Origin of the sequence: Glaciecola petra (assembly GCF_031846345.1) — a bacterium.
In the GTDB taxonomy this organism is placed as follows: Bacteria; Pseudomonadota; Gammaproteobacteria; order Enterobacterales; family Alteromonadaceae; genus Glaciecola; species Glaciecola petra.
In genome coordinates, this window is sequence record NZ_JAVRHX010000001.1 from 103,769 (window position 1) to 122,551 (window position 18,783).

The following is an 18,783-nucleotide window of genomic DNA, read 5'->3' on the forward strand; positions in this document are numbered from 1 at the left end:
GAATAATTATGACTAATGAATATCAGCCCTGGGGTATGGAACCTAGAGTTTTCCTTTTATTAATGCACTTGAGTCAGTTAGCGGGTGTGATTATCCCATTTGCTGGCTTAGTATTGCCAATTGTGATGTGGGTAACGAATAAGCAAGAATCTAAAGAAATTGATGAGCACGGAAAGGTGATCATGAATTGGATAATCAGCGCCTTCATATATACCATTATTTGTACTATTTTGATGGTGCTTGTAATTGGTGTGTTTGGCTTAATAATTTTAGCGATAGTGAGTTTGATATTTATCATTGTTGGCGCAATAAAAGCTTATGACGGTGAATTATGGCCATATCCTTTGAGCATTACATTTATAAAGTAAGCATTAATAACTGCGTGAAAATTATTCGTAATCTGACGGTAACTCATTAAGTTGCGCTACGCCAGAATCAATAGCTGCTTTAGCTACTGCACTTGCGATAGTCTTGCATAGCCTCGGATCCATTGGTTTTGGAATTATATAGTCTTTACCAAAACTTAAGGATTCGCTATTGCTGGCTTTAAGCACTTCTTCTGGTACTGGCATCTTTGAGACGCTGCGAATAGCTTCAACCGCTGCTACTTTCATTTCGTCATTTATTTGGGAAGCACGCACATCTAGCGCACCTCTAAAAATGAAAGGAAAACATAGTACATTGTTTACCTGATTAGGGTAATCAGAGCGACCAGTCGCCATGATTAAATCATTGCGGACCTCATGAGCAAGCTCGGGTTTGATTTCAGGGTCTGGGTTTGAACAAGCAAACACAATAGGATTTGGTGCCATAAGTGCAAGAGCTTCAGGTGGCAGTAAATCAGGCCCGGATACGCCAACAAATACATCGGCTCCATCCATTGCATCTTCTAGTGTGCGTTTGTCAGTATTGTTTGCAAATAACGCTTTGTGTTCTGTCAGTGTTTTTCGTCTTGTATGAATAATGCCTTGGCGATCTAGCATGTATATTTTTTCGCGTTGTGCGCCGCATTTAATCAGTAATTCCATACACGCTACTGCTGCGGCTCCAGCGCCCAAACAAACAACTTTAATGTCTCGAATGTCTTTACCCTGGATCTCGAGTGCGTTTAACATGCCCGCCGCTGTTACAATAGCAGTGCCATGTTGGTCGTCATGGAAAACCGGTACTTTACAACGTTTGATTAGTTCTTTTTCAATTTCAAAGCACTCAGGGGCTTTTATATCTTCTAAGTTAATGCCACCAAATGTATCAGCAATGCTTGCCACAGTGTTAATAAACTCTTCGGTAGTGCGGTGCTTTACTTCAATATCAATGGAATCTAAACCGGCAAAACGTTTAAACAACAAAGCTTTGCCTTCCATAACCGGTTTAGATGCTAAGGGCCCTAAATTCCCTAAGCCAAGAATCGCCGTTCCATTTGAAATTACTGCAACCATATTACCTTTTGCGGTATATCGATAAGCGGCGTTTGGGTCTGCCGCAATTTCGCGCACAGGTTCAGCCACACCAGGACTATACGCCAGTGCAAGATCATCTACAGTGGCGGCAGACGTTGATAATTCAACACTAATCTTGCCGGGTTTTGGAAGTTCATGGTAATCAAGAGCTCGCTGGCGAAAGTCAGACATTGCAGATAGGATCCTTGGCTTAAGCGTTGAATTTGTTTAGTAAAAATCACATTACAGAAACAATAACACAAAAATAAAAAGATAAAACGAATACAGCACAACAAATAACGGCTCTATTGCTGGCACAAGCCAAAGGCTACGCTAGCTTAAAGCAGTATTTATTGTTTGAATATCCACTATTCAAAAACTGAAAAACTTGAATACGGATTAAGTAAGTGGCTTAAGTAAAAGGCACATTTATCTGGGAATAACAAAAATTGAGTAGTCATTTGGTGAAAATTGAGTACATGCATAAGGGTAATTTGAAATAACATTTAGACAGCAGAGAATCAATCTTAAAGGATCAACACCCATGACCATCAAAAAACGTTTCGTCAACAGAAAAGCAGCACTAAAAGGACTAGCAATCGCAGCGGTAACTGCAACGACAATACCCATAGCAAATTCTGAGGAAGTGAATGAACAGTCTGCTAAATCAATTTCAAACTCGCAAGCTAGCCCAACTATAAAAAGTATTACCCGTAAAAATGTAGAGGCAGAAAAAAATCATATTCAAATGCATGGGAGTGATTTTAATGCAGGTAAGAGTACAAATAATGGTGAGGGGTCAAGAGAAAAATCGAAACCTATCATACTTGCACCCAAAAGTTAGCTAGCGAACTCTACCAATATTATGCTTAAGTCATTAATTTCACCTTTATCTGTGGACTCGTTCCTAGATTCGTATCATAACTGTACAGCATATTATAGCCCGGGTTCGTCCTCGCGATTTATGGACCTTTTCCAGTGGACTGACTTAAACGACTTTTTGTCTAATTCTCGACCAAAAGACAGGTCTATAAATTTAGTAGGCGGTGGTAAAAAAACACCTTTTTTATCGCATAGCGTACTAAGAGAACAGATAATATCTGGTCAAACATTAGAAATAGATAACCTACAGGAAGTAGACCCTGCAATTAGAGGTTTTTGTGATTCATGTTCAGACGACTTTAACACCGAAGTGAACATTAACGCTTATGTTTCACATCCAAGCGCACAAGGTTTTAATTTGCACTATGATTTTCAGGATGTGTTCATTTTACAAACGGAAGGGATTAAGCGTTGGTATATTTATGAGCCTAGCGAGCTTTGGCCATGTGAAGAAAAGTTATTTGAAGCAACTGAGTCAGGAAACGCAAGCCCATATTTAGATATAGAGCTCAAACCGGGTGATGTACTTTATATACCGAGAGGTCACTGGCATAAAGCAATTGCAGTGGAGCCGTGTATTCATCTTACCGTAACAGTGCCATATACGTCTGGCGCAGACGTATTGACCCATCTTATTCAGCAACTTAGTAAAACTCATCCCATTTTGAGAAAAGACTTACCCATTCACAGCATTCGAGGTCTAGGAGGTTCGCTTTCTGAGCATAGATTGGATAAACAACTAGATGAAATCGCTGATAAGTTGTTAGAGGTCATAGCCGACAGAAATCAACTTAAACAGTTCGTTTATCAACATGCTATCCAAAACAGTCCTATTTCGAAAGAAATAGAAATGCCAACATTGGCTATAAGAGGGCAGGATTTTAATGCACAAACTCGATTTAAAAGGAACGCTAACCAAGCATGTATGTTGAATCAACTAGGCGAGAAAAAAATTGAATTATTAAGTGCTGGTCAAACATTTCAATTTGAAGATATGCCAATTTCAATCATTAACAATTTAGTAGCAGATAACACGGCTCTATGCGGAGAGTCGCTAATTAAGAGAGCAGCTACTGAAGGCTACTCCCTTGATTGGCAAGACATAGAAAAAGTAATTTTAGTACTCATCAACCACGGTGTTTTAGTTTTCTTGGACTAGACCCTGGCTTTAGTCTCTCTTTTTTGTCCGTTTTTTTGTTCTTTTATTCTGCGATTTACGCGCGTCTCTTATGGGCTTTTTGACCATTCGATTTTGTTGCGGACTCTGTTTTCGTTTCACGTTAGTGTTTACTTTACGTGGTTGCACAGGCACTCGGTTTTTTGATTGCATAGTATCCTTGTTCTTATGCCTAAGTTGCGCTTGCTTGTAATTGTTAGTTCGAACCTGTTTGTGCTGTACCTGCTTTCGTTTTGCTTGAGTTTGACGGGCATACTTATGGCTGACACGCTCCCGCTTACCAAGTGCGCTTTTTACACGTTGATGCTGCCCTAGTTTTGTGTAGTCGCTGTTACGGCTACCTTGTTTAATTTTTTGAGTCTTATGTTGCTTGTATTTTTGCTGATTAAGCTTGTATCCACGTTTTTTAGTAGTGTGCTCATAACGAGATTTTATTCTTTCTGAACGATAAACCACATTGCGTCTGTGTGACGCATTATGTTTCCAACGCTTTGCGCCATGGCTAGTGGTGACACGATGGCGAGACGATAAGTATCTTGATGTGTATTTATTTGCGTATCGAGGGGCGCGATGATGCGTCACTACTATATGCTTTCTGTGCCAATCAAAAGCGCGGAAAAAGTAGTTAAAACGAATGTTAATACCCACATTCCAATGGAAATGACCTGACACACTTAGCGGAAAATGCACCGATAACCGTGGACGGTAATTCCAATAAACAGGAGGGTACCTGCGCCAATGCCAATTGCCATACACTACTCGCGAATCATAGTAGGGAACATAAATAATCTCTTTTTGAACCGGCTCAATAATTATTTGTTTATTCACTTTTGTAACTTGCATGTTTTTAAGATCTTGCAAAGAGTTCGCTTGCTCTGCTTGTTGTCGCAAGTCTTGAACTGCATCGAGAACAGCGACTTCATCTTCTAAAAAAGCGTCGCCTAAGTTTTGTGTCCAAGCTAAGTCATCATTTAAACGCTCAAGTACATTGGGAAATGCCACTAAAGCTGTTACGCTCGGATCCCACCCTTCTTTTTCGGCCAACTCAACAGCACTTGCTGCATCTAGATGGTCATTTTTTTGTTGCCATCTCTGCGCTTGAACAAGTTCTAAAGGATAAGTAGACGCAATCATAATGTGCGTAAGTAAGCTGTCTGGATATAAAGCAATCGGCGCCAGAATCTGAGCCAATTCTGCTTGACTAAATTGCGCTGCATTTACTTGATAATTCTGTTGGTTGTCAGCAAGTGCAATATTGGCTATCGCTAGATTCAACACCGCAATTAGAAAGGTATTTTTAAATAGTTTGGTTCTGTTCATATTGTTTCCAACTTTTAAGTTTGGCTAGTTGAAACGCTATAATATTAAACTGAACATGAACGTAAGCTGACTGTTCTTGTTTTTTATAGATATGCATACAAACTAAATTTTGTAACCTACTAAAGTGTGATGATGTTATAGGTTTCAGACTACATGCCGATATGTTTTCAAAGGTGATTGGAAAATTTGTTATATCAACGGTCACATGCGCATATACATTAATATCTGAAAGGTTACTTATGAATCGTTGGTTTTCTAAATACTTATCTTTTTTTACACTGATTCCGGTTTCAGTTCTCCTTATTTTCATCACAATTGATGTATTTCGTGCCTATCACGCCTTAGACCAAGCCAACAAAACCATTGCCGACGCCGAACTTGTTTTGGTCACCAACCAGCTAGTTCATGAAATGCAAAAAGAACGTGGGATGTCAGCGGGTTTCTTAGGATCAAAAGGTAATAAGTTTAGTACAGAAATAGTAAGCCAACGAAAACTGACTGACAATGAAATTAAAAATCTCCGTAATTTTATGAAGATGGCTGACTTTCCCGAAGCGACAAGCACCATTATAAAGCAATTATTTAATCAACTTGAACAACTGCAGACAGTCCGTAAAAAAGTAGATAGCCAGTCGATTTCACTTGCCGAAACACTGCTTTATTACACTAACAACAATGTTGTCATATTGGACCTTAATGGTTTTTTAGCAGCTGAATTGGAAGAGTCGACATCGTCAGAACGTTTTTTAACACTTTACAATATTGCTTATGCTAAAGAACAAGCGGGTATCGAACGTGCGGTACTAAGTAATGTGTTTGCTAAAGATTCATTTACGCCGGCTCTTTTTAAACGATTTGTTGAACTGGCGACAAAACAAGATACTTATTTCAAATCTACAAGTATGGTAGCAACACCTGAGTACAAAGAAGTGGTGAAACAATTTCTCACGTCAAAGGAAAGCAGAGAAGTAGAAAAATTTAGAGACATCGCTGCAAATAGCGATGGGGCGTTTGGCGTTGATGCCAACAGCTGGTTTAGTGCTGCAACAGAACGTATTAATAAACTTAAAATAACTGAAAGAGTATTACTAGATTCAACCATTGACTATGCAGAAGATAAAGTCATTACAAGACGTCTTGTCATCATATTCGAAGTGATTTTACTTGTCGTCCTGATTGCCATAACTTATGCCTCATTCGGTACTATAAGGCTCAGGGCTCAACAATCTAGAGAAATAGAGCGCTATATGTCTAAGGTTAATTCAGAAAACGATTTAACTGATTCTGTCGCTATTGTTTCAGAGGACGATTTAGGGAAAATCGCTAAACTAATCAATGTTACTTTCGAGCATATTAAAGAAGACTTTATTAGTTTTCAGGGGAACGCTCAACAAATAGTTAAAGCAACACTGCAGGCCGCAAGTGCGACTGATCAGAGCAAAGCTAATTTGGTCAAATTACAGCTAGATATTTCCAGTATTGCCAGTGCCTCAGAAGAAATGAGTGCTAACGTGGAATCTGTAATGGAAAACATGCAGATCGCTTCTAATGGTGCTCAAGAAGCTTCTAAAGAAACCATCAATGGAGAAAATGCAGTAAGCATCTCTATGCAAGGTATTAATAGAACGGCTGAAGAGGTTGGGCTAGTAGGTGAAACTATTACTGAATTAAATGAACGTGTCTCCGATATTCTGGGGATGGTAGATGTAATTAAAGCAGTGGCAGAGCAGACTAACCTACTCGCCTTAAATGCTGCGATTGAAGCGGCGCGTGCTGGCGAACAGGGTCGTGGATTCGCGGTAGTGGCGGACGAAGTCAGGTCACTTGCTCAACGTACCCAAGATTCCACGCAGGAAATTTCTAATGTGGTGGACGTATTACAAAATAGCTCAAAGAAAGCCTTTTCGAGTATTGAAAGCGGAAATCAGCAAGCTAATGATGCTGTTGAAAATGCACAACAAATATCCAAAGTGCTTAAAAAGATTGTTGAGGATATTAAGTCTGTAGACGATGTAACATCCGTTATTGCCACGGCAACTCAGGAACAAAGCAGCGCTATTCACAGCATAAATGTCAATGTGTCTAGTATCGATGATCAAGCAAAAGAAAACGTAATTGGAGCAGAAGAACTTTCAGCTGCGAGTGTTCAACTTTCGAAAATAGCTCATGACATGGAAGAAAGGATTGAAAAATATAAGGTAGTGTAAACTTTATTTTCTATATTTTTGGCGCTTTCTGCGACCTTTAAAAAGAAGTTTGTTCGAGCCACTACCCGCAATTAATATATGATAAGTGCGCTCAAACGCTAAACAGCTAATTGTAATAAGATAAGCGTATTCTTCAAATTCAAGATTTTTTGCCACTAATACAACATGCACAATTATAAGCGCTCCCAATAGGTGCGTTAACTTATGAAGTTTCTTCCAATTTCTTTTTAGTTTTCTGCGGATGCTGTTATGCGAACTGATAGCAAGGACTAAGCCTATAAAAATAGCCAAAGAGCCAATTGCTATGAATGTACGTTCTTGTATTTCTAAGTAAAACTCCTCTACACTCAGGTCAATCTCAAAATATAGATAAACCAACATATGACAAAAAGCGAAATAAAAACTGTTTAGCCCAAGCATGCGCCGTTGATAATATAAAAAGCTCCAATCAGCTACTCTTTTACCGAACTGATAGCGCAAAATTATGCACAAACGCGCCATTAAACGAGCGACTGGTGAAATGGCGTAACACAGTAAAAAACAAATAATAGATGCTCTCCCCAATTGAACTATCAAAAATTCAAAGGGATTAACAAGTTCTATGAGCCAATAGCTAGTGGCAATGAGCAACAAGATCAAGAAAGCGAGTGCCCACAAAATACGGTTGAGTATTTTTCTGTATTGGTTAAAAAAGACCAAGCGTTGCATTAGTATAAGCGGTTGATATTATCTGATGCATACAAGTTTGCGACTTGCTCGGCATAACCATTAAACAGTTGTGTTTTTATTTTTTTAGTTTGTCCAAGAGGTACTTCTCTGCGTTGACTCCATCGTGGATGAGGAATATTTGGATTAACGTTCGCGTAAAATCCATATTCACTAGGTGAAGATTGCATCCATGAACTTTCAAATCTTGTATCTGTTAGTGTAATTTTAGAAACCGCTTTTATGCTTTTGTAACCATACTTCCAAGGCACGACTAAACGAATCGGTGCGCCGTTTTGCTTAGGTAACGGTGCGTCATACATGCCAGTTGCTAATAGCGTAAGCGGATGCATTGCTTCGTCTAAGCGTAATCCTTCTATGTATGGCCAAGGCAAGATGTTTGTGCGTTGACCTAACATTACGGAAGGTGCATAGATGCTGGAAAACTTCACAAAACCATGTTTTATGGTAGGCCTTGCTAGGGCGAGTAAGTCACGCAACAAAATACCTTGCCATGGGATGACGGCAGACCAGCCTTCAACACAACGTAATTTATAGGTCCGTTTTATCAGTTTCATGTCAAAAATATCAGACATTGATAACTGCATAGGCTTATCTACCAAGCCATCAATATGCAGGCTCCAATTACTGGTATCTAGTTCTTGTGCTAAATGTTTCACCATTTTCTTGTTCGTCGAAAATTCGTAGTAATTGTTATAGCTGGTGACTAATTGTTTGTCTGTTATGTATGAGTCGGAAGAAGATTCGCTCGCAAAACCGTTTACAGAAGGCAATAGTCCCAAAGCGATTAATTTTTTTAGGAAATTTCGTTTGTTTTTAAAGACGTGATATGGCGTTGCTTCTCTTGAGAGGTAATCTGGTTCAGACATTTGTCTACTCACGAATAGAAATAAGATACTCTGTGACAGCATTTATTTCGTCTTCAGACAATTGGTCACCCCACGGAGGCATTTGCTCTGAACGACCTAGCTCTTTACCACCTTTGCTTACTATTAGCTTTATGTACTCTGCAGGAACAGCGCTTACAGTTAGATTAAAAGGAGGTGGTGACTTAATAATTTTGGACATACGGCCGTCGCCAAGGCCATTCTTGCCATGACACAATACGCAGCGTGCAGAATACGTATCTCGACCTAACGAACTACTGACTGTTTGGTCCGATTTAGCTCGCAATAAGGCTAAATGCTTTTCAGGATCTTGGCGCAATGCGAAAACAAACATGGCAACTGATTCGATTTCTGTCCACGTCAATTCATCACCCATTGGTGGCATATACTTGTCAATACCCTCAAGCAAGCCTCCATATACAATAGTATTGTGGATGTCGTCTTTTGTTTTCGCCTTGCTGGCATTGACGATATTTGTATCCGGGTAACTTTTGATTTTTAAAGGTATACGTCCTTCGCCCATACCTTGTGAGCCGTGACAAAGGGTACAACGTTGCTTAAATACCTCAGCTCCACGCTCTAATGTAGGATAGGTCTTTTCTTTGGCAACTAGTCCGCTCTGAAAGCAGGTAAGCAAAATTACAAGCGCTAATAATAGTAGCGGTGTTCTTTTGTTGCTATGCACACTTTGCTTCGTCTCTTTAATCATGGTATTACTTTTTCTCGACTTTGATAGTCATTTTCATATTAGGATGAATGGCGCATTCCACTTCAACTTCGCCTGCTTCTTCAAAGGTTACTTCTTTAAATTCGCCTTTTGGAAACGAACCTAAATCAAAGAATTTAGCGTCGGATAAACTAAATACGTTGTGGAAAAAGGGGTCTTGATTAGTAAATTTAACCTTATCACCTTGTTTAATGGTAATTTCTTTCTCGCTAAACTCTTTGTTTTTTTGTTCGACCTCAATAGTTTCTAATGCGAAACTCGAGACGCTGAGGGTGAGTAAACATAATGATAATAATTTGAAAAGTTTCATAATATAGTCCTAGTGTTCTAAGGGTAAAATAGGCAGTGTAAAAGGTGCTTGAGGTGATGATAGTGCTTGCATAAAAGCAATTAGATCATCAACTTCTTGGTCACTGAGTTTGGCGGCAGTAAAATTAGGTGCAATGTTAGTTTTAATCACCCCACCACTTTGATAATGCTCTACCACTTCTCGTAAGTTAGCGGCAGAACCATCATGGAAGTATGGTGCGGTAAGTGCAATGTCGCGCATAGTTGGGGTTTTAAAAGCGCCTTTCATTAATCTGAGCGGCCTTTGGGTATACCGGCCCATATCTGGATTTTCTTTACCGTATGAAGCTAATCCTAAATTGTGAAAGCCATTGTCAGTGAAATTTGGTGCTTGATGACACACGCTACAATTACCTTTTTCAGGATCTAAAAATACCTTAAATCCGTTGATTTGTTGCGGACTTAATGCTGACTCATCACCTGCTACCCATTTATCGAAAGGCGATGTGCGGCTGATTATAGTTCTTTCAAAAGCGGCTATTGCTTTGGCAATACTTGCTTCAGATACGCCTGTATCGGGATAAGCACGCTTAAAATGCGCTGAATATTCTTCGTTGGCCGACATGAATTTGATTAATGCATCCAAATCCATATTCATTTCTTCATGGGCTTTCATTGGCCCTAAGGCTTGGTCCTCAAGAGTAGCTTTTCGGCCATCCCACATTTGAATAGAATTATACCCGGTATTTACCACTGTTGGAGAAGCTCTACCTAATACCATACTTTTGTTGCCTAAGGCGGTGGGTAGTCCATCAGACCATCCGAATACAGGATTATGGCAAGTTGCACATGACATATTTTTTGCGCCACTTAGACGTGGGTCAAAAAAGAGTTTTTTGCCCAATTCGATACGCTCGGCATTAGGCTGATTGTCTGCAGGAGACTCAGGTGTTTTTGGTAACAGCCAAACTTGTAGACTCTCATGTCCTGCTTCAAGTATAAATTCATTTTCAGTTTGAGCAGATATTGTCTCTATTGGTAAAAATACCAATATGAATAACAAAAAAGCGTGTTTGAGTTTCATGGTGTTAACCTTCTGTTTTAAAGGAAGCGACTAAATCGTCAAGCGAATGCGTACTTGTATTTAAGTTCATTGACTCATTACATAAAGACTTCATATCACTTTGCGTCTTACTCGAAACCGTGTTTAGCTTTTCTAAAAATAATTCGATGTTATTGACGAATTGTTGTTGGACTTTATATGATTCTTTTGCGGTCTTAATTCTGCATATTGATGAAGAGGCGCTTTCACTACTTTGTTTAGCTGCTTGAGTAAGACTTTCTAGCTGCGAAACGTTTGTATCAAGGTCAGCGACGTTGTCTTCAAATAATGTGACTGTGTCTTTAATTCTTGCATTCATTTCATTGGCTAATTCAGATATCTCTGTCACCGCATTAGTCGAACGTTTTGCTAATTGTCGAACTTCATCGGCAACAACCGCAAAGCCTCGCCCTTGTTCGCCCGCCCTAGCGGCTTCAATTGCAGCATTTAACGCCAGTAGATTTGTTTGTTCAGAGATAGCGTTAATCGTACCGGTAATATCACCAATTTTATTCGCAGATTGTGCAAAAGCGGCAGTGTTATCTATCACAGTTTGACTGTTTGTTTTGAATTTACTTAGTCTTTCGACACTTGCAAAAATGGCTGATTCTGCATGCTGATTCTTATCAGTTACCTCTTCGGCTAAGGTAATAGAATCGTCTAAATTTGTACTCATATCGTTGGCAGATTCTCCAACCAGGATAATCTGCTTTTTAAGCTCTTCAATTTCCTCTCTAATAGTATTCAAACCATCCAGTGTCTGATTTGAGTATTGTTCGAGGTTTTGTGAGCTGACATTAACCTGATTGGTTTCGTTTCGAATACCGTTTACAATTTTGTTGACTATTGATATTGAGTCAAGCAACGTGTCGAGCGCCATGCCAATTTCATCACTGCATTGTTCTTTGTTTATTGAATGCGTTAAATCGCCTTTAGCAAAATCATCTAAGCGCCCCTTAATACGCTCGATAGAAGTTGATAAGTATCTTGCAGTTACCCATATAAACAGGGATGTCAGTATAATTGAAATGACTATAACACCTGCGAGTATCCATCCAAATTGTGCACTACGTATTTGGTTTTGTTGGACTAGTTCACTAAGTTGTTCTTGTTCATTTGCTAAAATTGCAGATGCTGCCTTTTGAACAGCCGCATATTTATCTTCGTTTTCGTTAAGTATCGTCATCGCTTCATTATCTTTATTGCGTTTTCCATACTTAATAATTTGCATCGACACAGGTTTAAGTGCGGTGATGTCGTCTTTTAATGTTTTGAATTGATTCTGTAAGGGATATTTTTCAATTGCTTTTGCCATAGCTTCGTCAATAATGGAGAAAGACTTAATTGAACCAATCGCGTTTTTTCGGATGTCTGCACTGTCGGTACTTGCAACTAACGCAAGTAAATAAATATGGCTAGCTTGAATAGCGTCAATAACCTCATAAATCACAGTTTGTTTATGCTTAGCTGCTTGCACAGCATTTGTGTTTGCATGGCTCTGTGAGAGCATTGACCATATGCTACTTGATGCGACAACAACAGAAATCAAGATGGCGGGTGCTGAAATTAAAAATAATTTCACTGACCACTTAAGATTACGTACATAACTTACTGGATTTAACATTAACGACCATGACCTAATTGCAATAGCTACTATAAGGTTATCGGTTTAACATTAAATTTTTTTAATATATGGAAGTGATCTTTTTTAACAAACACATACTTGATTGATATATATGCAGTTTATTTATTTCATATTTACTTCATAATGGAAAAATAGACTAAAGTATTACTTATAAGTACGTTGTTAGCCGCTTAATTTTTAGAGGTGTTGAAGCTAATTGCAAATCTAGCACCGCCCAAAACCGTCGATTCTCCAATAGTCAAAGTGCCTTCGTAACTATGCACTAAATCTAATACTATAGACAAGCCAATACCGTGACCTTGGTCATATGTATCGGCCCTTTTGCCACGATCGAGTATTGTCAGTTTTTGCGTTTCAGGTATACCATTGCCATCGTCTTCAATGCTTATTACAAGCAAACTTTCGTCTTTATATACATTTAGTAATATTTGTCTTTGAGCTGCTTTACAGGCATTGTCTAATAGATTCCCTAATATTTCGGTTAAGTCACTTTCGTCACCACGGAAAATAAGCTCAGTACTAGGTTTTTGGCCATATTTAATGTGAATGTGGGGATAAATTTTCGCCAGAGCGGCGCACAACTTGTCGACTACCTGTGTTACTTCTATGCCTAAGTGCCAAGCTTGATTACCGGCGCTCTTAGCCCGTTTAAGTTGACGGCTGATTATATGGTTTATGTGGCTAATTTGTTCTTGTGAATCAGAATTCAAGTCTTGTTGACTTTGCATAACCGCCAAAGGCGTTTTTAGGCTATGAGCTAAGTCAGATAATGAATTGCGATAACGCTGACGTTGGCGCTGCTCGTTTGTTAATAATGTATTTAGTTGCCTTGCGACAGCTTTTAATTCGTTTGGATACTGCTCAGACAACTGTTCAATTTTACCATCTTGTATAGCGTTTAATTCTTTCGTAAAGCGTGCAAGGGGTTTAAGTGTCCATACAAGCCAAAACAGTTGAATAATTAGCAGGATAACAATTAAGGCAACTAACCACACCCATAATTGACGCTGGAAGCTTTCAACTTGCTGACTCAAACTCGCTAAATCTTTAATGATATGGAGCGTAATTACAGGTGATAGTGGGGTGCCAGCATCGGTTTCAGTAGCCTGATCAAATCGCACACTGAAGCTATAAATAAAATGCATTTCTTGATTGAGTTCGATTTGCCCAAAATCACTTTCCCCGAGCTCTGGTTGTGGTAGTGTTTTAGCAAGATTTAAAGTTTCATTAACACCTAAAAAAGAATTTGAAAACCATAAAATACGAGACTCAAAACTCGTGTTTTCTGGATTTCCTGTGGCAGTTTTGTTGATATTTTCATTATTTGAAATAATAGTATTAGCATTGTTAGAAATAAGCGCATATAAACCCGAGTTAATCACGTTGAACTGGTTTTCTAGCAATACCTCAGGCATTAGTAATTCGTTATTCTCAAACTCAGTAACAGCCAAGATAGAGTAAAAATAAGCGTTAAGTTGGTCTTGCACATTCTCTTTCACTTGCTGTTCAAACGCATTATTTAAAGCAATACCAATGCCAGGCAATACAATTATCACAATCAAGAGTGCACTGATTAAAATTCGTGTGCGAAGGGAGTTTAGTGAGTTAATCATGTTAAATGTTTAAGTTTATAACCCTGGCCCCTGAGCGTTTCGATCAGATCGAATTTACCCTCTGGGTCGAGCTTTTTTCGTAAACGGCGAACAAATACTTCAATAACATTAGAGTCTAAATCAAAATCTTGGTCATAAATATGCTCTATCAAAACACTTTTAGATTTTACTTCGCCAATATGCATCATTAAATAAGCAAATAATTTATATTCAGACCCACTCAAACTAATAATTTTTCCCGCCATTGTAATTTCATGACTGCTGATGTTTAAGCATAGCGGGCCATTTTTAATCAGTGGGCTTGCCTTTCCAACCGACCGTCTAATAAGGGCGTTAAGTCGCGCAATGAGTTCTTCTGGATGGAATGGCTTGCTCAGATAGTCATCAGCACCAGCATCTAAGCCTTCGACTTTATCTTGCCAATTATCGCGCGCTGTAAGAATAAGAATTGGGTAATCGTGATGGTCTCTACGCAATTCTGTAATAAGCTTAATGCCATCAAGTTTGGGTAAGCCTAAATCTATAATAGCTGCATCGTATTCGTACTCTTGACCCTGAAATAGTCCTTCTTCACCATCGCAAGCGGCGTCTACTGTAAAGTTGGCCGATAACAAATGCTGTTTTAAGTTATTTTGTAAAGTTTGGTCATCTTCAACAAGTAATAAACGCATGGCAGTTCCTATTTAAACAAAGGATTATCGTCTTCTCATTTGTCCCGATTTAGCATCGACATAAACATAAAAAACGGTGCCATCATTCCCTAAGAGTTTTGCCTTATAACCAGGATTACCATTCACTTTGCTTGAACTGACACTTATAACCTTCGCTCTGTACCGCGATTTTACCAATGAAGTAGCTTGTTGACGGCTTTTTACTTTTAAGTCTCGAGCATTATTGCTGCGTAAAAAGCCTGAAGTTGGAGTACTTATTTTCAGAGCATTACTGACAGCATTGTTTGCGCGCGCTTCTTGTAATGGAAGCATGCATAATCCGAACAATATCAATACTAAAGTAAATTTCATTCAATAAATCCATCAAAGTCTATGGTGTCAGTTTAAAAGATCCTTAACAAATAAGGAACCTAGTGTTTGCTAATAATACAGGTTTACAGAACCTCATTTAATTAATGGCACTAAAGCACTTATTATTATATTTGCTAGCTGAACATTAGCTGAATGTTGGATAATTCAGTAATAACTTTGTTATTACGCACTTTGAAATCACACAGTAAAGATCAACAAGCTTTAATGATTGCCAATGCTCGATGGCGTAAATTTGCTAATTTCCTCATAGTCTGGAGAATCTTCAGATAAGAACACTTCGTTGACAATGCTCACAAAAAATAAGAATACAGCAATTACAACTATGACATAAATCATCCCAAGCTTCTTTTGTTTAACGCTATAGGCCTGGCTCAATTTATGGAAGAAATAGAGAGTATGAAAGTAGGGTATTAAAAACACCGTTATAAGGGCAAGGGTGTTAAATTCTTGATTGTCATAATTCAATCCTGTCGTATTACTGGCATTTTCTAATGTTGTTGGATTATCAACTGTTTCTAAAATTGTTAAATCGAAAAAACCAAAAAGTATGCCTTGAATAAATATCAATGTGCAGCCTTGATACAATAAATTAGCGCTGAATTGACGATTGTCATCAATTGTTGGCCTAGCGAATACACACCAAATTTTGCCCATTACAATAAACACAATTAAAAAGAAACTGAACACAACAAGAAACATAGCTTGATGTATCCAAACATCGGTACTATCAGATTCTGCAGTGCCTCCAATGACCAAAAAAATGATCAATAGAAAGAACAAAGACTTTGCTAATTGGAGATCGTTCATAAATCGCGAAGAGGGATCTTGGTGATCTTTTGAATTGATACTCAAAGGGCGATAAAACCAATAAGCGGTTGTTGTTAGTATGCTTAAAAACTTAAGGAAATCTCCAAACACTTCATCCACTAAACCTTTTACTAAGCCTGTAGACTCGGTTTTAATTTCGTCAAAGACCTCGCTACTAATGCTTTCTTCTTCTTTTTGTTGTTGGTTTTCTGACATACAAGCGCTCCGTGTATTTTTTGCTTATTTTTAGTGTTTTAATCTTATTTTTAGCGTTTTGCGCGAACCAATATACACTGAAAATATGGCCGAATATATTGACATATCTTTTGATAGTGGGAAATAGTCGACATGTGGGTTCTTAAAGAGAAGCATTATCACTCTTTAGTAGTGATTTAAAGTCTTAGCACAAAAGCCTTTCGCCGCAGCAAAGATGCACCAACAAAATTGTCTTCAATAAAGGCATCAATATCCATATCGAGTAAGCGAGCGATGTTCAACTAGAGCTGGGTCGGGTTTTACTATAGCTACCGCTTTTTCCGCTTGATCTGTAGACGGCTTAGTTTTTTTTCATTCATATGCCCTTGCTCTCGACTGCAAGACATAAGGGCAAAAGACAATACTATGAGCAAGATGACAATATGTTTATTTAGTGACAATAAAAATAATGCCGGCAATTGCCGGCGTTATTAAAATTAAACTAGCAAACAAGTACAACTAGTCCAAAAGATCAAAGCGGTCGTTGTTCATTACTTTGTTCCAGGCAGCCACGAAGTCTCGCACAAATTTTTCTGCGTTGTCATCTTGCGCATAAAGTTCAGCATATGAACGAAGCACTGAGTTTGAACCAAAGACTAAATCTGCGCTGGTAGCCGTGTATCTCCGTTTGCCAGTGACTCTGTCTTTCAATTCATAAGTACCATCACCTAGTGGCTCCCATGACATCGACATATCGGTTAAGTTGACAAAAAAGTCGGTGCTAAGTTGGCCCACTGTGTCTGTAAACACACCATGCAAAGAACCTGCAAAGTTAGTGCCTAATACTCTCATGCCACCAACTAACACTGTCATCTCCGATGCAGATAGTCCCAGTAATTGGGCGCGGTCTAGCATCATAGCTTCAGGTGAAACGGCATATTCTTTAAGTTGAAAATTCCTAAAACCATCGGCAAGCACTTGCAATACCTCAAAGCTTTCTGCATCTGTTTGCTTATCAGAAGCATCACCTCGACCTGCTGCAAACGGGACTTCAATGTCAAATCCGGCAGCTTTAATGGATTGTTCAAGGCCAACATTACCAGCTAAAACAATAGTATCAGCAATAGATGCTCCCGTTTGTGAAGCAATATCTTCAATCACACCCAAAACCTTAGTTAAGCGCTCAGGCTCATTCGCTACCCAGTCTTTTTGAGGTGCTAATCGAATACGAGCACCGTTGGCGCCGCCGCGTTTATCTGAGCCGCGATAGGTTCTAGCACTATCCCATGCGGTCGCAATCATGTCAGCAGAAGACAAACCACTTGCCGCAAGTTTTGCTTTGACTGTAGCAATGTCATAATCGCTTGACCCAAGTGGTATAGGGTCTTGCCATATTAATTCTTCATTGGGTACATCAGGACCCAAATAATTAGCGCTTGGTCCCATGTCTCTGTGAGTCAACTTAAACCAAGCTCTGGCAAAGGTGTCTTGAAAATAAGCAGGGTCTTGCATAAATTTCTGACATATATCGTGATAAATGGGGTCGACCTTCATCGCCATATCTGCATCAGTCATCATTGGCATTCTTTTGACAGACAAATCAGTCGGATCAGCAGGTTTTTCGCTTTCAGGCATGTTAACGGGTTGATACTGATGCGCACCCGCCGGTGATTTTGTCAATTCCCATTCATAGTTAAATAAATAGTCAAAATATCCCATGTCAAATTTAAGGGGCTCTTTTGTCCAAGCACCCTCAATGCCTGAGGTAAACGTTTTATTGGCTTTGCCATTATGTTGTGGATTTTCCCAGCCAAGCGCTTGTTTATGTATGGGGCAGCCTTCTGGCTCTGGGCCAATGTCGCTTCCGTCTGTGGCACCATGTGCTTTACCAACGGTATGTCCACCACAAGTTAAAGCAGCAGTTTCTTCGTCGTTCATCGCCATACGCGAAAAGGTTTCTCTGATATGCAGAGCCGTTTTAGCAGGGTCAGGGTTGCCGTTAACACCTTCTGGATTAACGTAAATTAAACCCATATGCACGGCCGCTAAGGGGTTTTCTAGTGTACTGGGAGTTTCTAAATCACCATAACGATTCTCAGACGGGGCTAACCACTCGTTCTCACCACCCCAATAAACGTCTTTTTCTGGTCCCCAAATGTCTTCTCGGCCAAAACCAAAACCGAAAGTTTTAAGTCCCATGGATTCATATGCAATATTGCCACTTAGAATAATCAAGTCGGCCCAGCTTAATGCATTTCCGTATTTCTTTTTCATAGGCCACAATAAACGACGTGCTTTGTCTAAGCTTGCATTGTCGGGCCACGAGTTTAATGGTGCAAAGCGAATATTTCCAGAGCCTGCGCCGCCCCTGCCATCACCCATACGATATGAACCAGCCGAGTGCCATGCTAATCGAATCATGAGTCCACCATAGTGACCCCAATCAGCTGGCCACCAGTCTTGGCTATCAGTTAGTAAGGTTCTTAAATCAGATTTTACAGCTTCGAAATCTAAGTTTTTTACTGCATTACGATGGTTGTAATCGCTATCCATCGGATCTGTGCGAGCATCGTGTTGGTGCAAAATATCTAGGTTTAATGTTTCGGGCCACCATTTTGTTACTGAGTCATTTGACCCTGTGTTACCACCATGCATAACAGGGCAGCCACTTGCTGTTGATTTTGACATTTTAATCTCCGATAGATTTATATGACGAGCTTTCGTC

The 18,783-nt window shown here is 39.3% G+C and carries 17 protein-coding genes; 4 read left to right on the forward strand and 13 right to left on the reverse strand.

Features of this window, described 5'->3' with window-relative positions; all coding sequences use genetic code 11:
• Positions 1-8: 8 nt before the first annotated feature.
• Positions 9-368 carry a DUF4870 domain-containing protein gene (locus RM552_RS00490; RefSeq protein ID WP_311366838.1) on the forward strand — a complete coding sequence of 120 codons (360 nt, stop codon included), beginning with the start codon at positions 9-11 and terminating at the stop codon, positions 366-368.
• A gap of 21 nt (positions 369-389) precedes the next feature.
• Here RM552_RS00490 and RM552_RS00495 read toward each other — a convergent pair whose 3' ends face one another.
• A complete protein-coding gene (locus tag RM552_RS00495) occupies positions 390-1,631 on the reverse strand; it encodes a malic enzyme-like NAD(P)-binding protein (RefSeq protein ID WP_311366839.1) in 1,242 nt (413 codons plus the stop codon).
• Between the two features lie 352 nt (positions 1,632-1,983).
• On the opposite strand from RM552_RS00495, the gene RM552_RS00500 reads away from it, so the two are divergent.
• Both RM552_RS00500 and RM552_RS00505 read left to right on the forward strand, forming a co-directional pair.
• Positions 1,984-2,283, forward strand: a complete 300-nt coding sequence (locus RM552_RS00500; RefSeq protein ID WP_311366840.1) for a hypothetical protein — start codon at positions 1,984-1,986, stop codon at positions 2,281-2,283.
• A gap of 120 nt (positions 2,284-2,403) precedes the next feature.
• On the forward strand, positions 2,404-3,480 hold the full coding sequence (locus RM552_RS00505; RefSeq protein ID WP_311366841.1) for a JmjC domain-containing protein: 1,077 nt from the start codon (positions 2,404-2,406) through the stop codon (positions 3,478-3,480).
• 9 nt (positions 3,481-3,489) lie between these two features.
• Here the strand turns inward: RM552_RS00505 and RM552_RS00510 are convergent, their stop codons facing one another.
• Positions 3,490-4,818 (reverse strand): DUF3300 domain-containing protein, encoded by a 1,329-nt coding sequence (locus tag RM552_RS00510; protein ID WP_311366842.1) that lies wholly within the window; start codon positions 4,816-4,818, stop codon positions 3,490-3,492.
• 239 nt (positions 4,819-5,057) lie between these two features.
• Here RM552_RS00510 and RM552_RS00515 point away from each other — a divergent pair, with 239 nt between their 5' ends.
• Positions 5,058-7,025, forward strand: a complete 1,968-nt coding sequence (locus RM552_RS00515; RefSeq protein WP_311366843.1) for a methyl-accepting chemotaxis protein — start codon at positions 5,058-5,060, stop codon at positions 7,023-7,025.
• Positions 7,026-7,028: 3 nt separating this feature from the next.
• On the opposite strand, the gene RM552_RS00520 is transcribed toward RM552_RS00515, so the two are convergent.
• The 11 genes from RM552_RS00520 to katG form a co-directional block, all read right to left on the reverse strand.
• Positions 7,029-7,733: a protein-methionine-sulfoxide reductase heme-binding subunit MsrQ gene (locus RM552_RS00520; RefSeq protein WP_311366844.1), complete on the reverse strand. Its 705-nt coding sequence runs from the start codon at positions 7,731-7,733 to the stop codon at positions 7,029-7,031.
• Positions 7,733-8,620 carry a protein-methionine-sulfoxide reductase catalytic subunit MsrP gene (gene msrP / locus RM552_RS00525; RefSeq protein ID WP_311366845.1) on the reverse strand — a complete coding sequence of 296 codons (888 nt, stop codon included), beginning with the start codon at positions 8,618-8,620 and terminating at the stop codon, positions 7,733-7,735. Before msrP ends, RM552_RS00520 begins: the two co-directional genes overlap by 1 nt.
• 4 nt (positions 8,621-8,624) lie before the next feature.
• On the reverse strand, positions 8,625-9,347 hold the full coding sequence (locus RM552_RS00530) for a c-type cytochrome (RefSeq protein WP_311366846.1): 723 nt from the start codon (positions 9,345-9,347) through the stop codon (positions 8,625-8,627).
• Positions 9,348-9,351: 4 nt separating this feature from the next.
• Positions 9,352-9,675, reverse strand: a complete 324-nt coding sequence (locus RM552_RS00535) for a cupredoxin domain-containing protein (protein ID WP_311366847.1) — start codon at positions 9,673-9,675, stop codon at positions 9,352-9,354.
• Between the two features lie 9 nt (positions 9,676-9,684).
• The gene (locus tag RM552_RS00540) at positions 9,685-10,737 is read right to left on the reverse strand and encodes a cytochrome-c peroxidase (protein ID WP_311366848.1); all 1,053 of its coding nucleotides are present in this window, start codon (positions 10,735-10,737) and stop codon (positions 9,685-9,687) included.
• A 4-nt stretch (positions 10,738-10,741) separates the two neighbouring features.
• Entirely contained in the window at positions 10,742-12,337 is a 1,596-nt protein-coding gene (locus tag RM552_RS00545) for a methyl-accepting chemotaxis protein (RefSeq protein WP_311366849.1), read from the reverse strand.
• Positions 12,338-12,570: 233 nt separating this feature from the next.
• Entirely contained in the window at positions 12,571-14,013 is a 1,443-nt protein-coding gene (locus tag RM552_RS00550; protein WP_311366850.1) for an ATP-binding protein, read from the reverse strand.
• Positions 14,010-14,684, reverse strand: a complete 675-nt coding sequence (locus RM552_RS00555; RefSeq protein WP_311366851.1) for a response regulator transcription factor — start codon at positions 14,682-14,684, stop codon at positions 14,010-14,012. Before RM552_RS00555 ends, RM552_RS00550 begins: the two co-directional genes overlap by 4 nt.
• Positions 14,685-14,708: 24 nt before the next feature.
• Positions 14,709-15,035: a PepSY domain-containing protein gene (locus RM552_RS00560; protein ID WP_311366852.1), complete on the reverse strand. Its 327-nt coding sequence runs from the start codon at positions 15,033-15,035 to the stop codon at positions 14,709-14,711.
• Between the two features lie 222 nt (positions 15,036-15,257).
• Positions 15,258-16,079: a hypothetical protein gene (locus RM552_RS00565; RefSeq protein WP_311366853.1), complete on the reverse strand. Its 822-nt coding sequence runs from the start codon at positions 16,077-16,079 to the stop codon at positions 15,258-15,260.
• A gap of 498 nt (positions 16,080-16,577) precedes the next feature.
• Positions 16,578-18,746, reverse strand: coding sequence for a catalase/peroxidase HPI (gene katG / locus RM552_RS00570; protein WP_311366854.1), 2,169 nt, complete (start codon positions 18,744-18,746; stop codon positions 16,578-16,580).
• Between the last annotated feature and the right edge of the window lie 37 nt (positions 18,747-18,783).